A 15,403-nucleotide genomic window follows, 5' to 3' on the forward strand; every position below is an offset into this window, starting at 1 on the left:
GGTATGAAAATACTAATAACATTTGAGTTTTTCAGCGGTGGTATAACTGAGATCGTGAAAGGAGGAGATGATGAACTTTTTGAGAGGATTATTGATATGTAATATGATGGAGAAGTGAATTTCCAACTGATCGAGGTGCATCACTTCATTATGTTTCTCAATGAAATCAACTTTCAGCAGTTGGTACCATAAATTAAAAATTTTCATTCTGAAACGTTCCCTGGAGTCGCTGTTATCACAAATAAAGAAGAGTACTTTCTCTGGATGGTTACGGAGAAAGGCTTGAATAATGGCAGATATGGTGATTCTTACCCTTTCGTCAAAAGGAGTTTTCCGGGTGGGATTAGATGTAATAGCGAATCCGAAAGTCAGTACGTTTGCTGAAAATTCAGTGTAGTCATCAAAATAACCTTGATCTTTCAGTAAATAAACGATATAAACAACATTGGCTGTTGTCGTAAATAGGAAATCACCGTCTGTAGATTCGGAGATATTATATGGGCTTAACAAACTTAAAACCTTTAGCCTTTAATGCTGATATTTTTCCACCGTTGGCCAGGTGGTCATTAATCATTTTCTTGTCGGCTATCATCTTTTGGAAGATAGCGACAATTTTAGGCTGTGTTGGTATGTTCTCTTTTGGGTTCATGCTTGTTGTATTACAAATATAGCTTAAATTTAAGCCGTTTCCAACAGCCGTTTGTTAACCAAACCCAAACGCTTTCACTATGCCACAAAAAAATCCCGGACTGAATTAGTCCGGGAAGTTTCTTTTTTCCGGTAAGCCGGATATTACTCAGCTACTACTTCAAATTCCAGTTCGGTTTCGTTGCCTTTACCGAAATCCAGGCGAGCTTTGTAAGTACCTAATTCTTTCACATCATCCAGGATGTGGATGCGGCGACGGTCGATTTCATAACCTTTCTGCTCTTTAATAGCACGTGCAATCTGCACACCAGTTACGCTACCGAAAATTTTGCCGGAAGTACCGGTCTTAGCACCAATCTTAACGGGAGATGCTTTCAGAACTTCCACTACTTTCGCAATTTCCGCCAGCAGTTTCTCTTCTTTCACTTTCTGCACTTTCAGGCGCTCCTGCAGTTGCTTCATGTTAGAAGGACTTGCTTCTACCGCAAATTTCTGGGGAATCAGGAAGTTTCTGGCGTAACCATTTTTTACGTTAACCAGTTCATTCTTCTGACCCAGGTTATCTACGTCTTGTATTAAGATAATTTGCATAACTTCTTACTTTAAAAGGTCAGTAACATAAGGCAATAAAGCCATTTGACGAGCTTTCTTAATAGCCTGGGCTACTTTACGCTGAAATTTCAGGGAGTTACCCGTAATACGACGAGGTAACATTTTACCTTGATCGTTCAAAAATTTCTTCAAAAACTCCGCGTCTTTGTAATCTACATACTTGATGCCCATTTTCTTGAAACGACAATATTTCTTTTGACGTTTCTCGGTTTTTACGGCCGTTAAGTATTTGATTTCTTGTTTCGGTTTAACTGCCATAATTTTAAGCTTCAGTGGTTTTAGATTCAGCATTCGCTCCATATCTCTTGCGACCGTTGTAAGCTACAGCGTGCTTATCCAGTGCAGTGACCATGTGGCGTAATACATTTTCATCGCGATTGAGCTGAATTTTCAGCTTCTCATTGAGGTCGGATGGCGCACTGTACTCCAGAACAACATACATTCCTGTAGTTTTTTTCCGGATAGGATACGCCAGTGATCTTAATCCCCAGGGATTTTCGTGCGTAATTTCTCCGCCGTTATCTTTAATGATATCAGCGAATTTTTTCTGAGCCGCTTTGTAATCGTCTTCAGAAAGCACAGGGGTAAAGATCACCATCAATTCGTAGTTCATAATTCCCTGTTTTAAATGGTTTAAATAAAAAAATTGGACCGCAAAGATACAGAACCTATCTGCATTTTCAATATGCTACCGGCGGAATTCCTGAAATATATTATAATGTATTGATTATTAAATAATTATATAGATGTAATTATGGAGAATACCACCTTAAAACACATTTCCCGGAAGAGATACACACCAGACAGGTGCTTTTATCTTCCGGGAAATGCCTTTATATTACCTGATCAATAATGTCAGCGGGAGATGAAAACCCGGTCTACCTGCACTTTCGTACCCGATTGTATACGCAGGAAATATACACCCGCAGGAAGCGACGTAACATCTATACTCCGGTAATTCCGGCCTTTAGACAGCTCTGTTCTGCCCTGGTAGCGTATTCTGCCTTGCATGTCTACCAGCTGTATGTTTGCCGGGCCGCTGCCGGTCCAGTCCAGCCAGTATTGCAGCTGATGCCCCAGTATACACCAGATAAACCGCCACCACACTTCGCGGTCGGTCACCAGTACGGTTTTTACCGCACTGTATTTCACACTGCCATCCAGGCTGGTTTGTTTCAGCCGGTAACAGGAGAAGCCCGGCCATGGCCGCTCATCATAAGCCAGATAATTAGCTGTCTCCCCGGAGATACCCCGGGCAGCAATGGTATCGATGGGCTCAAACGTGCGGAAATTACGGGAACGCTCGATCACAAAGGCCGCACTATTGATTTCATAAGGTGTATTCCAGGTGACCGCCACCTTGCTGCCTTCCGGTTTGGCATCAAATCCGGATAAAGGCAGTGGATTGCCCAGTATTTGCAGATTATAACGGGTTAGTACCGGGTAATGATCCGTGGTAGTGGTACCATAGTTATTAACCAGTTGCGCTACGCCCGTTTGTATACGTGCCGATCCGGGAATATAGGCTACTCCCGTTTCATCGGAAGCAATCACATTATCGATGACAGAGGAGAAGCTAACGGTAGACCGCTGTTTCGCCAGACTTAACGGCAGGGTCAGCGGCTTGTAATGTACGCTGTCTGCTATAAAGTCGATATAGGAAGTCGTGGTATCCGGAGCCAGTTCGGTGGTAATAGTCCGCGACAGGTCATCATTAAAATCACCCAGCATAATCAGATTACTGTAAGGATACTGCAGATCCAGGGAGTCTTTCAGCTCTTTGAGGCCGTCTTTACGACGATGCCAGGACGTGATCTTTTCCGGTTTGGTACCGGTATTGGCTTTGGCATGCAGCAAGATAAACCGGATGCGGGCAGAGTCATTCTCCAGTCTGGCAGTAGCTTCCAGCAGATAGGGGAAACGGCCGGACGACCAGTTGTAATAGGCGGTTGAACTGCCTCCCTTGCGTAATATACCATAGGTATTGATTTTCCGGATTACACTGTTTTTATATACAAAAGCCAGCTTTTGCGCGGAAACGTAATCCACATCTGTTAAACTGTCGGCATAAGATCCGAAGTCAGACAACACATAGCTGTAGCCTGGTAACTGATTCACCACGGCACGGAAGCGGGCAGTGTCTACCACTTCGGCCAGTGCATAGATATCGGCATCCAGCTTTTGAAGGATCGTGGTAACGTTGGCTTGCTGTAAACTGTCATTGGCAGGATTTTGTACCGGGCTGCCAAACCATTCTATATTCCAGTTCACCACTTTTAAGGAACGGAGAGAAGTGCCGCTCAGGATGATGTGCTGGTCTGTCAGGGCAGCGGTACTGAAATGAACAGCACCGGTATAAGCCTGACTGGCAGCAGCAGGCGCAAATTTAATCCAGATGTTTTGCGGACCGTTGTTTACTTCTGCCAGGGAGAAGTCCACCTGGCTGCCATAGCTGGTACTGTCGCGGGAAATCCGGAATCCATTGGGCACGCTGATACGGAGATTACCGGTGAAGTCATTGCCCCAGAAGCGGATCGCCTGTGCGGCAGATTGTTGTCCGGCTTTGATATAGTCGAAATCCAGTGCGGCGGGGTTACTGCTCAGGCTTGGTGCCGGAGCTGCCGTAGTGTCGGTAATACCAAAATCATCGATCGTCCAGCGGGCTGCTTGTACGGCAGGGCCGGAGGTATACACAAAGGCAACATACACCCTGGATTGTTTATAGGCGGTGAGGTTGATGCCGGAAGATAATTTCCAGGCATCGCTGCCGGCCTCCGGAAAGCGTCCGTTGAGGGTTTTCCAGGTGGCCAGCCGGGGATCGCCGTTGCCGCTGTAATCAGTCGATATCCGTAAACTGAGTGCCGGACCGGCAAAGGCGGTACGGCTGCTGAAAGATAACAACGGAAACTGCAGGCTGGTCAGGTCAAAGGCAGGAGAAATCAGCCAGTCTTCGTTTTCGATGGCGCCACTGTTAAACCCGTTGATTTGTACGCCATTGCTGTTATTTTGTCCGAAGGTGGTGCAGGCCCATACCTGGGCGCCACTTACACTGTACTGCGAAAACCCGCCACTTAACCGGGGATTGCCTGATGGCGTACAGTCGTTGAAGTTATACTGCAATTCCTGGTTACCGGTGGTAAAATGCCATTGCAGACTATCGGTAATACCAGCAAAATGGTTACCGGATAAGTCGTGAAGACTACCACTGTCAATCGTCAGATAATAATGCTGGTGAGGTGCCAGCAGTTGTTGTAATGTCAGGGTATTATTGCTGATAACAATGGCTCCGCTATTGATGGGGAAGGTATCAACAGCAGCAGTGGTGGTGTTATGCAATAGGAGGTTGCCGGTACCTGCCTGTATATTTTCGCTGAAAGTAGCGATAATAGCCGTTACCGGAGAAACATCCGTACTACCGGTAGCTGGTTGCAGACTACTGATAACGGGAGGCGTTACATCTCCGCCGGCGCCACCGGCTTGTATATTATCGATGGCAAAAGAAGGGCGGGAGCCGGCGCCACTGATTTGCCGGTTTACCCAGCGCAGTTGTACCAATGGTTGATTGTTACAAGCCGCGGGGAGTAAGGTAGTTCTGCCGGCAAGGTTTTGCGGCGTGGTTACCCCGCTGCCGGTTTGGGTGGTGGAATTGTTCTGGTAGGCTACATCAGCGATAGTAACGAAGCTACCGGTATCGCCTATACGATATTGTAGTGCTACTTCATTAATACGTGTGTTGGAAGCACCATCGTAAGGATTCCTGAGTGTCATCACATCATAGCTGACAGTGATGTTTTGCTGGCCGCTGGTATTCAGGGCCAGTACCAGACTATTGTCTGCAGAACCGCTGTTCAGAAAACCGGCTTTGCCTGCATAATTGTACACACCGTTAGCAGTGGCGGAGGCGGTGCCGTTTGCGATGAGTGGTTTGTCTGCAGCAGGTGCCGCGGTATTAAAATTACCGGAAGGCGAACCAGTCAGTAACCATCCCTGCCAACCGGCGGGGTAAGTGGTAGCACTGGCTGGCAAAGCGTCAAAGTCCTGTTGATATGGCAGCGACTGGGCTGTAGGATTTGTTTGCGCGTACGTGGTGCAGCAAATCAGCAGTAAACAGGATAGAAGGAGGGGTAAAGATTTACTCATAGTGTGATTTTAGTGATGGGGATCGTTTCTCTACGGTAGATTAAATCTAATAAATTGCATTTGTTTTATTTTCTTTTAATATGATTTTTGTGTTAACTTGAACCAGGAAGTAATATGATTTTAAATCAGTATATTATTAATCCTGTTTTATTGTTAATTCCATATTTGAAATTTTTAAAATTGATGCTTGCCATCTTGTCAGCTATGATCCTGCTGGCACATACTTTGAAAAAACTACACGAAAAAAATCAGATAACCGATGCAAAAAGGCGCAATACGTGTTCAGACCGAGAACATTTTCCCCATTATCAAGAAATTCCTGTATTCAGATCATGAGATCTTTATCCGCGAACTGGTAAGTAACGCAGTAGACGCTACCCAGAAATTGAAAACCCTGGCGAGTGTGGGCGAGTACAAAGGAGAACTGGGCAACATAGACATTGAAGTTAAACTGGATAAAGAGAAAAAAACGATCACCATCGCCGACCACGGGATCGGTATGACCGGAGAAGAAGTAGATAAATACATTAACCAGGTAGCTTTTTCCGGTGCAGAAGAGTTCCTGAAAAAATATAAAGGCCAGGAAAGTGGTACCAACATCATCGGACACTTCGGGCTTGGTTTTTACTCCTCCTTCATGGTGAGCAGTAAAGTAGAAATCTATTCCAAATCCTGGAGGGAAAATACAACGCCGGTTCGTTGGGAATGCGACGGTAGTCCGGAGTACGAACTGGAAGAAGTGACCAAGGAAGAGAGAGGTACTGAAATCGTGATGTACATCAACGAGGAGAGTGAAGAATTCCTGGATGAAGGCCGTATCCGTTCCATCCTTACCAAGTTCTGTAAATTCCTGCCGGTACCGGTGAAATTTGAAGGACAACAAATCAATAATACAACGCCGGCCTGGACTAAAAAACCAAGCGAGTTAACAACAGAAGATTACCAGAACTTCTACAAAGAATTATATCCGTTTGCAGAAGCTCCTTTGTTCTGGATTCACCTGAACGTAGATTATCCGTTCAACCTGACGGGTATTCTGTACTTCCCGAAAATCAACAAGAGCCACGAAATCCAGAAAGATAAAATCAATCTCTACTCCAACCAGGTATATGTAACGGATGAAGTAAAGGATATCGTTCCGGAATTCCTGATGTTGCTGCACGGGGTAATTGACAGTCCGGATATTCCGCTGAACGTGAGCCGTAGCTACTTACAAGGCGATCCTAACGTGAAAAAAATCAATGCCCACATCACTAAAAAAGTGGCGGACAAACTGGATGAAATATTCCGTAATGACCGGGCAGGATTTGAAGAGAAATGGGGATCTATCGGCCTGTTTGTGAAGTATGGTATGATGACCGACGACAAATTCCTGGACAAAGGCAATAAGTTCCTGGTAATGGAAGATGTAGACGGTGGTAAATTCTATACACAGGAAGAATACCGCGCGGAAGCTGCTGCACTCCAGACCAATAAGGAAGACAAACTGGTAATATTATATGCTACCAACCCAGTACAACAGGACAGCTATGTACAGGCTGCGAAAAACAAAGGGTATAAGGTAGTGAAAATGGAAACACTGGTGGATGCGGCATTCATCAACAACGTGGAGATGAAATGGGATAAAGTGCAATTTACCCGTGTGGATGCAGATATTGCTGATAACCTGGTGGATAAAGATGAAAACAGTACTACTGTTTTATCAGAAGAACAGGAAGGTACCCTGAAAGATATTTTTGGTACCCAGATCACACAGCCTAATATCAAGGTAGAATTAAAAGGACTGAGTGCAGATGCGCAGCCGGTAATTGTTACCCGCCCTGAGTTTATGCGTCGTATGAAAGATATGGCTGCCATGGGTGGCGGTATGAGCTGGTATGCCAATATGCCGGAAGAAATCAATATGACCGTAAACGCCAATCACCCGGTATATACGCAGATCCTGAAAGAAAATAGCAATGAATTGCAACAGAAGCTGGTGAAAAACCTGGCTGACCTTGCCCTGTTATCTCAGAATTTGCTGACCGGTGCTGATTTGACCGCCTTTGTAAACAGAAGCGTGGAATTGATGAGCGGAAATAAATAAGCATAGGATACAATAAAAATGCTTCGCTGACTGTTTATCTTTAGATAGTAAAACAGTATAAAATTATCAGCAATACATTTAATCCCCTGGCATATGCCAGGGGATTTTCAGTTTTAAGTAGTTATATGAAAAAAAGAGCAATTAAAATTTTAAGTCATGTCTGTCTGCTAAGTGTCTGTCTGCTTTTTGCTTGTTCCCGCAAAGACAATGAGGTTGCTCCGACACCAGAAGAAACGCCGGTGCCAGGTGTATTTACACCGCAAACAGTGGGTATTACCGCAAAAAAAATGGATGCAAAGGGAGGTAATATCAGTGATTACCTGGTATATATTCCGGATACCTATAATCAACAGCCCAACTATAAATGGCCGGTGGTGATTTTTCTGCACGGCATCAGCGAAATGGGGAAAGATGTGAACATCCTCCGGAAAGTGGGATTGGTAAGGGTCGTATCCGGTAAACCCTTTGTGATGATTGCACCTGTATGTGGTAAAAACTGGTGGAATGTAAATTCATTGGAGACGCTATACCAGGATGTTATCAAAAAATACAACGTGGATACCCGTCGGGTATATCTGACCGGACTAAGCATGGGGGGATTCGGTACCTGGGACTGGGCATCGGAGAAGCCGGAAAGGTTTGCCGGTATCATTCCTATCTGCGGTGGTGGAAAAACGGAGCTGATGTCGCGGCTCAAAAAAATGCCCATCTGGGTTTTCCATAGTAAAGATGATTCTACGGTAAAAGTCACCAGTTCACGCGTATTGGTGAAAGCACTGCAGGAACTTGGCAGTACTGTACAATACACGGAATATCCATCCGGCGGACATGATGCCTGGACACGCACGTATGCCAACGAAGCCGTATTTACCTGGCTGTTAAAACAATATCAATAACAATGAAATCAATGACTGGGCCTGATATCTATCACTTTCAGCTGTAGGCTGACATGACCATTCCATTCATTTTCATCAATGGTAAAGACCATATCAAAAGGTTTTTTGCTGGCTACAATGTGGTATTTCTCTGACATATAGAAACCAATACCGGATATGCTTTGTCCGGACCGGCCTTGTCTGACAGAAAACTTGATGTGTTCTTCCTTTACCAGCCTGGAGAATCCGTTGTCGGTGATGTTCCTTGCCAGAAATACCGGCCGCAGGTTGTCTGGTCCCAGTGGTTCAAATTGTTTGAGAATATTGAAGAAAGGGGTGGTGATGTCGCTGAGATGAATTTCGGAATCTATCACGATTTCCGGTACCAGTTGATCCGGTTGAATGGTGTTGGCTACCACTTCCTCAAAACGGTCCTGGAATGCTTTTACATTTTCTGGTTTCAGGGTCATGCCGGCTGCATAAAAATGGCCGCCATAATTTTCCAGCAGATCTTTACACTGGTGAATCGCTTCATATACATTAAAGCCGGTTACCGATCGCGCAGATCCGGCCACTTTATCATTGGATTGGGTGAGGATAACGGTAGGACGGTAATAGTATTTATCAATTAACCGGGACGCCACAATGCCTACTACGCCTTTGTGCCAGTGTGACTGGTACAGTACTGTTGACTTTTTATTGGCCAGGCTGGTATCTCCCTGTAGTAAAGAGATAGCTTCCTGGGTGATGGTATTATCGATTTCTTTCCGGTCGAAATTATCTGCATGGAGTACCTCCGCAATGGCCATGGCTTTATCCGCATCGTTTTCAATGAAGAGATTGACCGCTTTCCGGGCATCATCCATTCTGCCTGCAGCATTTACGCGGGGAGCAATCACAAAAACCAGGTTGGCAATGGTGAGTTGTTCTTTCAGGCCACTAAGTGTAATCAGTGCCTTTATACCAGGTAAAGGATCTTCATTTACCTTGATGAGGCCATGAAATGCGAGTATCCTGTTTTCCCCGGTCATGGGTACAATGTCTGCCGCGATACTGGTGGCTACCAGGTCCAGGAACTGGTTGGCTTCTGCAGGTGGTAGTCCTCTTTTCTGGGCAAAGGCTGCAATCAGTTTATAACCGATGCCGCATCCGCTCAGTTCTTTATAAGGATATGTACAGTCTTGTTGCTTGGGATTCAGGATGGCTACTGCCGGTGGCAGTACTGCATCCGGCAGGTGATGGTCGCAGATAATAAAGTCGATACCCAGTTCTTTGGCATAGGTAATATGTTCAATGGACTTGATACCGCAATCCAGGGCAATTACCAGACTGAAATCATTATCTCGCGCATACTCAATGCCTTGCATAGAAATACCATAACCTTCGCGATAACGGTGCGGAATATAGAATTCAATATTTTGATAACGTTTCTGGAGAAAAGCATAGACAGTAGCTACAGCAGTGGTACCATCCACATCATAATCGCCGTAGATCAGTATTTTTTCGTGCCGGAAAAAGGCCAGTTCAATTCTGGAGATGGCTTTATCCATGTCCTTCATGAGCCAGGGATCGTGTAAATCTGAAAGGGACGGGCGGAAAAACTGCCGGGCAATCTCGTAATTAGTCACACCCCGTTGTACCAACAGCCTGCATAACAGGGGATGTATGCGTAATGATGACTGAAGTAACTGTTCCTGATTTGGTTGATAAGCTTTTACTGTCCAGCGTTTTTGCATTAGATGTCGATGTAAATTTAAAGGCTGTTTTGTTGAATAGTTACGCAGGATGTATTAAACATTACCCGTTTATCCAAAAAAAACAGCCGGCGTATATCTTATTTTCAGCTGCTGGTTTCCGTGTAATTTTAATGTAGCATGTGTAATTATTACCAGTGAGTTGCCTGCTGCATTTTACATTTATTATTTTACATTCTCTGCATTTTTCTTTTTAGAAAGTCCGGTCTGTTGTAAATCTCACCAGCGACTCCAGTCCGGATCTGAAGGCATTTTCCGGGAGTTTATTGAGGATGGCAAGGGCTTCGTCACGGTATTCAAACATTTTTTGTTTGGTATAGTCGATACCACCGGATGCTTTTACCAGTTGGATGACTTCTTCCACCCGGTCTTTTTCTGTATTATGATTTTTTACAATATTTATAATTTTCCGCCGGGTTTCGGTAGAAGCATGTTCGAGGGTATAGATCAGCGGGAGGGTCATTTTTTTCTCCCGGATATCAATACCGGTAGGTTTACCAATTTTGGCAGAGCCATAATCGAACAGGTCATCTTTAATCTGGAATGCGATGCCTACTTTTTCGCCGAACAGCCGCATTTGTTCTGTGATGTGTTCATCATTGCTGGTGCTCCATGCGCCTGCAGCGCAGGCAGATGCCAGGAGGGAAGCTGTTTTACGGCGGATAATTTCAAAATAGATGTCTTCTTTAATATTGAGCTTCCGGGTTTTCTCGATCTGGAGTAATTCTCCTTCACTCATTTCTTTTACGGCCTGTGATAATATTTGCAGCGTCCGGAAGTCGTTATTGTTAAGTGACAGCAGTAGTCCTTTGGAAAGCAGATAGTCTCCAACCAGTACGGCAATTTTATTTTTCCAAAGTGCGTTGATAGAAAAAAGGCCCCGGCGCTGATTGGCGTCATCCACCACATCGTCATGCACCAGGGTAGCAGTATGTAATAGTTCTACCAGGGCAGCGGCGCGGTAGGTACTTTCCTGAATGTTGTCGTTGAACAGTTTGGCTGATAATAGCACAAACATGGGCCTGATCTGTTTGCCTTTACGCTTTACAATATAGTGCATGATCCTGTCCAGCAGGGGAACATGACTCTTTACTGAATCCGCAAATTTGCTTTCGAAATCGTGTAATTCTTTACCTATCAGGTGTTTAATCTCGTCCATGTAATAATAAAAAGGATTGCTAAGCTAGGTTTTAAAATGGATATTTTAACATTTTGGCCTTTAATTTGTATAAGGAGTATAACATTCTTTTAACAGGACTTAAAGATTCTTTTAACAAGAGGTAAACAGAAGTTTAACGTAACAGTAAATAAGGTATATAAATACTTTCATTTAAGCTCTAATATTGAGGGACTTATCAATGAAAATAATATTGCAAGAAAAATTTGTATATTCATTTATGATATTTACCTTTGCTAGGTAAAAAACGGGTTATTAGTAAATTTTTAACAGTTTTTAATAAAAAAAACAATTATGGCAAGCAAAAAGTACTTATTACTGGCAGGCGCTGTGGGTTTACTAGCAGCATCTTCTAGTTTTGCACAGGTTCAACCAACCGGCTACGATGCTCTGGATTCCTCCAAAGTGTCTGGCAAGCGTATGGTACAACAAAATAACTTCCTGAACCATCAGTCTAATTTCCCTGCTAAACCAAGGGATATGTGGGAACTGGGCTTTCACGGTGGTTTGCACCTGATCAGCGGAACAATTCCTGCTCAGCCTGGCTTCGGTGGAGGTATCTCCCTGAGAAAGTCTCTGGGTCACGTATTCTCCTTAAGAGCTGAATATATCGGGTCTATCGATAAAGGTCAGGATTATAAGCTGCGTCCTGTAATTGCTGCTAACGGTAATCCGTGGGCAAAAACTGCTGCGCTGAACGGTGGCCAGATTATCGGCAACTACAAATCCCAGAACCACCAGCTGTCTTTGGACGTGATCGCTTCCCTGAGCAACATCATGTTCTACAGAGCAGAGCCTAAAGTTAACTGGTACGTATTGGCTGGTTACTCTATCGTAATGGCTGACGTTGACGTTGATGCATTGGATGCAAACGGTAACGGTTACAAATACGATCCGGCTAAATTAACCGGCAAACGTTCTGACATTAAGAGCTACATCAAAAGTGTACAGGACAAGAAATACGAACAAAACGCTCCTTCTCAGGGCAACCGCGTTACCATCGGCCGTACTAACGACAACCAACTGTTGCGTCACGCCCTGGATCTCGGTACTGGTGTAGCGTTCAAAGTTTCTAAACGTTTCAACATCGGTATTGAAGAAAAAATCACCATGCCTTTCGATGCATACCTGGATGGGTATTCTAATCCTTATGGCGCATCTAAAGATTTCTATTCTTACACCAGCGTTCGTCTGAACTTCAACCTGGGTAATCCTAGCCGTCGCGTACAACCATTATGGTGGATCAACCCACTGGAATACGCTTACAGCGAGCTGAGCAGCCCACGTCACATGAAACTGCCTGCACCGGTTCTGCCTGATGCTGACGGTGATGGTGTTACTGACCAGTTCGATCGCGAACCTAACACACCAGCAGGTGCTCCTGTTGATGTTCACGGTGTAGCTAAAGATACTGATGGTGACGGTGTTCCTGACTACAAAGACAAACAACTGATCACGCCTACTTACTGCCAGCCAGTTGATGCTGATGGCGTTGGTAAATGCCCGGATCCAGAGTGCTGCAAAGGTAACAACAACGTTTCCTGCGCTTCCCTGGTACTGCCTAGCGTATCTTTCAAAGGTAGCTCTACTAAAGTAGGTAAAGACCAGGAAGCAATCCTCGCTTCTGTTGCTGCTACCCTGAAATCCAATCCTTCCTGCAACGTACTGGTTACCGGTCACGCAGGTGCTAAAGGTAAAAAAGGTGGTGTTGATCTGAGCAGCCGTCGTGTTGATTCAGTTATCGACTACCTGGCCGACAAACAAGGAATCGATCGCGGTCGTTTCATCAAACAAAACACTCCTGGTGAGTCTGGTACTGTTGACTTAGCTCCTGCTAACTAATAAGTATCACTCATTGAGATGATAATTTAAAGATCCTCTCCGCGCTTTGGCCGGAGAGGATTTTTAATTACAGCATGTTGAAGAAGAACTGTCGCACAATTGATTATGTATATACTATATAACATTGCTGCCGGATAACTATCACAGCCTTTCTCTTCCTAATATTTCCTGTTCAATATTCAATTGCTGATATCAATATTTACCCCTAATTTTGAAGGCTTTTTTAACTAACTTATTTTTACGTGGGAATAAACATTAACAGGGTCTCCCTGGCAGGTTTAGTAGTAGCGCTGGGTATTATCTACGGCGACATCGGAACCTCTCCGCTTTATGTTTTTAAAGCCATCGTAGGAGGAAACCCCATCAGCGATCTCCTGGTGATTGGCGGTATTTCCTGTATTATCTGGACGCTCACCCTGCAAACCACCATTAAATACGTTATTCTGACCCTGCGGGCAGATAATAAAGGAGAAGGAGGTATCTTTTCACTTTATGCGCTGGTTCGCAGACATGCCAAATGGACCGTCATCTTCGGTATGATCGGCGGCGCCGCACTCCTGGCAGATGGGATCATCACACCTCCCATCACGGTAACTTCCGCCATCGAAGGTTTACGTACCCTGGAGGTGTTTAAAGACCTCGGCCAGATGACCATTGTAAAAATAGTACTGACCATTATCTCAGGGCTGTTTATCATGCAGCAATTTGGTACAGTATCTATCGGGCGTATGTTTGGCCCTATCATGGTATTGTGGTTCTCCATGCTCGGCATACTGGGGATCTCCCATATTGCTGATGACCTCAGCATCTTCAAAGCTTTCAGTCCGCATTATGCTATCGAACTCTTAACTACCTATCCTAAAGGATTCCTGATCCTGGGTGCGGTATTTTTGTGTACTACGGGGGCTGAGGCGCTGTATTCTGACCTCGGTCACTGCGGAAGGGGTAACATCCGCATCTCCTGGATTTTCGTCAAATCCTGCCTTATTTTGAACTATCTGGGCCAGGGCGCCTGGTTGCTCACCCAAAAAGGACAGATCCTGCCGAAAGACCAGAACCCCTTCTTTACCATCATGCCGGAATGGTTCATCATCTTTGGGGTACTGATTGCCACATTGGCCTCCATTATTGCCAGCCAGGCATTGATCTCTGGCTCCTTTACCCTTATCGCCGAAGCCATGCGCCTGAACCTCTGGCCTAAAATGCGGGTGAACTATCCTACGGAAATGCGCGGGCAACTCTACATCCCTGGTATCAATACCATGTTGTTTATCGGATGTGTGAGCATTGTACTGCTCTTCAAGGAATCGTCGAACATGGAGGCGGCATATGGATTATCCATTACCATCTGTATGCTCATGACATCCTGTCTCTTTGCTTTTTATCTATATACCCGAAGGGTATGGGTCGGCTGGATCCTGCTATACCTTGCGGTGTATTTTACCATAGAATTCTCGTTCCTCTTTGCCAACCTGGTGAAGTTTATGCATGGCGGTTATGTAACCGTTATCGTGGCCGGCCTGTTATTCCTGGTGATGATCGTATGGTTCAAATCCCGCAAAATCAAAAACCGCTATGTGGAGTTTGTACGCCTGGAAGACTACCTGCCTATTATACAGGAACTCAGTAACGATACCTCTATTCCTAAATATGCCACCCACCTGGTATATATGAGTAGTGCCGATAATCCAAAGGAAATAGAACATAAGATTATCTACTCTATCCTCAATAAAAAGCCCAAAAGGGCAGATATCTACTGGTTTGTGCATGTAGATGTGGTAGATGAACCTTACCTGAGTGAATATTCTGTACAAACGATTATCCCCAATGAAGTGATACGGGTGGAATTCCGCCTGGGCTTTAAAGTGGAACAACGTATTAACCTGATGTTCAGAATGGTGGTGGAAGACATGGTACGTAACAAGGAAGTAAATATTACCAGTCGTTATGAATCATTGAGCAAAAATAATGTGGTAGGAGACTTCCAGTTTATTGTAATGGAGAAATTCCTGTCGCACGATAATGATCTGCCACTCTATGAACGGATGATTATGAAGATGTATTTCTTCCTGAAAAAAATCAGTTTGTCGGAAGAAAGAGGTTTCGGGCTGGACTCCAGTTATGTAACCATCGAGAAATACCCGCTGGTAGTAGCGCCGGTAACCAATTTACAGTTAAAGCGAATCATTCACTAATACACAGCCATTTCGTTATTTGATGATGCAGGCAGCAGTGGGGTAATGAAAATCCCGGAAATTTTGCAGATCTT

General features: G+C 44.6%; 12 protein-coding genes. 4 read left to right on the plus strand and 8 right to left on the minus strand.

Features of this window, described 5'->3' with window-relative positions:
- Positions 1 to 12 precede the first annotated feature (12 nt).
- The 6 genes from OL444_RS07420 to OL444_RS07445 form a co-directional block, all read right to left on the minus strand.
- On the minus strand, positions 13 to 510 hold the full coding sequence (locus tag OL444_RS07420; RefSeq protein ID WP_264733856.1) for a DUF6169 family protein: 498 nt from the start codon (positions 508 to 510) through the stop codon (positions 13 to 15).
- Positions 494 to 649: a hypothetical protein gene (locus OL444_RS07425; protein ID WP_264733855.1), complete on the minus strand. Its 156-nt coding sequence runs from the start codon at positions 647 to 649 to the stop codon at positions 494 to 496. Before OL444_RS07425 ends, OL444_RS07420 begins: the two co-directional genes overlap by 17 nt.
- Positions 650 to 792: 143 nt before the next feature.
- Positions 793 to 1,239: a 50S ribosomal protein L9 gene (rplI, locus tag OL444_RS07430; RefSeq protein WP_106527275.1), complete on the minus strand. Its 447-nt coding sequence runs from the start codon at positions 1,237 to 1,239 to the stop codon at positions 793 to 795.
- A gap of 6 nt (positions 1,240 to 1,245) precedes the next feature.
- Positions 1,246 to 1,518: a 30S ribosomal protein S18 gene (gene rpsR / locus OL444_RS07435; protein WP_073077706.1), complete on the minus strand. Its 273-nt coding sequence runs from the start codon at positions 1,516 to 1,518 to the stop codon at positions 1,246 to 1,248.
- A gap of 4 nt (positions 1,519 to 1,522) precedes the next feature.
- Positions 1,523 to 1,873 carry a 30S ribosomal protein S6 gene (rpsF, locus tag OL444_RS07440; protein ID WP_264733854.1) on the minus strand — a complete coding sequence of 117 codons (351 nt, stop codon included), beginning with the start codon at positions 1,871 to 1,873 and terminating at the stop codon, positions 1,523 to 1,525.
- Between the two features lie 242 nt (positions 1,874 to 2,115).
- Complete coding sequence (locus tag OL444_RS07445; RefSeq protein ID WP_264733853.1) at positions 2,116 to 5,400, minus strand: Ig-like domain-containing protein; 3,285 nt, start codon at positions 5,398 to 5,400, stop codon at positions 2,116 to 2,118.
- Positions 5,401 to 5,659: 259 nt separating this feature from the next.
- Here OL444_RS07445 and htpG point away from each other — a divergent pair, with 259 nt between their 5' ends.
- Positions 5,660 to 7,486 (plus strand): molecular chaperone HtpG, encoded by a 1,827-nt coding sequence (htpG, locus tag OL444_RS07450; protein WP_264733852.1) that lies wholly within the window; start codon positions 5,660 to 5,662, stop codon positions 7,484 to 7,486.
- Positions 7,487 to 7,611: 125 nt separating this feature from the next.
- A complete protein-coding gene (locus tag OL444_RS07455) occupies positions 7,612 to 8,382 on the plus strand; it encodes a carboxylesterase family protein (protein WP_264733851.1) in 771 nt (256 codons plus the stop codon).
- Positions 8,383 to 8,390: 8 nt separating this feature from the next.
- Here the strand turns inward: OL444_RS07455 and recJ are convergent, their stop codons facing one another.
- A complete protein-coding gene (gene recJ, locus OL444_RS07460) occupies positions 8,391 to 10,097 on the minus strand; it encodes a single-stranded-DNA-specific exonuclease RecJ (RefSeq protein WP_264733850.1) in 1,707 nt (568 codons plus the stop codon).
- A gap of 211 nt (positions 10,098 to 10,308) precedes the next feature.
- On the minus strand, positions 10,309 to 11,274 hold the full coding sequence (locus OL444_RS07465) for a polyprenyl synthetase family protein (RefSeq protein WP_264733849.1): 966 nt from the start codon (positions 11,272 to 11,274) through the stop codon (positions 10,309 to 10,311).
- 438 nt (positions 11,275 to 11,712) lie between these two features.
- Here OL444_RS07465 and OL444_RS07470 point away from each other — a divergent pair, with 438 nt between their 5' ends.
- Together OL444_RS07470 and OL444_RS07475 are read left to right on the plus strand one after the other, a co-directional pair.
- Entirely contained in the window at positions 11,713 to 13,134 is a 1,422-nt protein-coding gene (locus OL444_RS07470) for an OmpA family protein (RefSeq protein ID WP_264733848.1), read from the plus strand.
- A gap of 242 nt (positions 13,135 to 13,376) precedes the next feature.
- Positions 13,377 to 15,329 (plus strand): KUP/HAK/KT family potassium transporter, encoded by a 1,953-nt coding sequence (locus OL444_RS07475; RefSeq protein ID WP_264733847.1) that lies wholly within the window; start codon positions 13,377 to 13,379, stop codon positions 15,327 to 15,329.
- Positions 15,330 to 15,403 lie beyond the last annotated feature (74 nt).

Source organism: Chitinophaga nivalis, from assembly GCF_025989125.1.
GTDB classification, from domain to species: domain Bacteria; phylum Bacteroidota; class Bacteroidia; order Chitinophagales; family Chitinophagaceae; genus Chitinophaga; species Chitinophaga nivalis.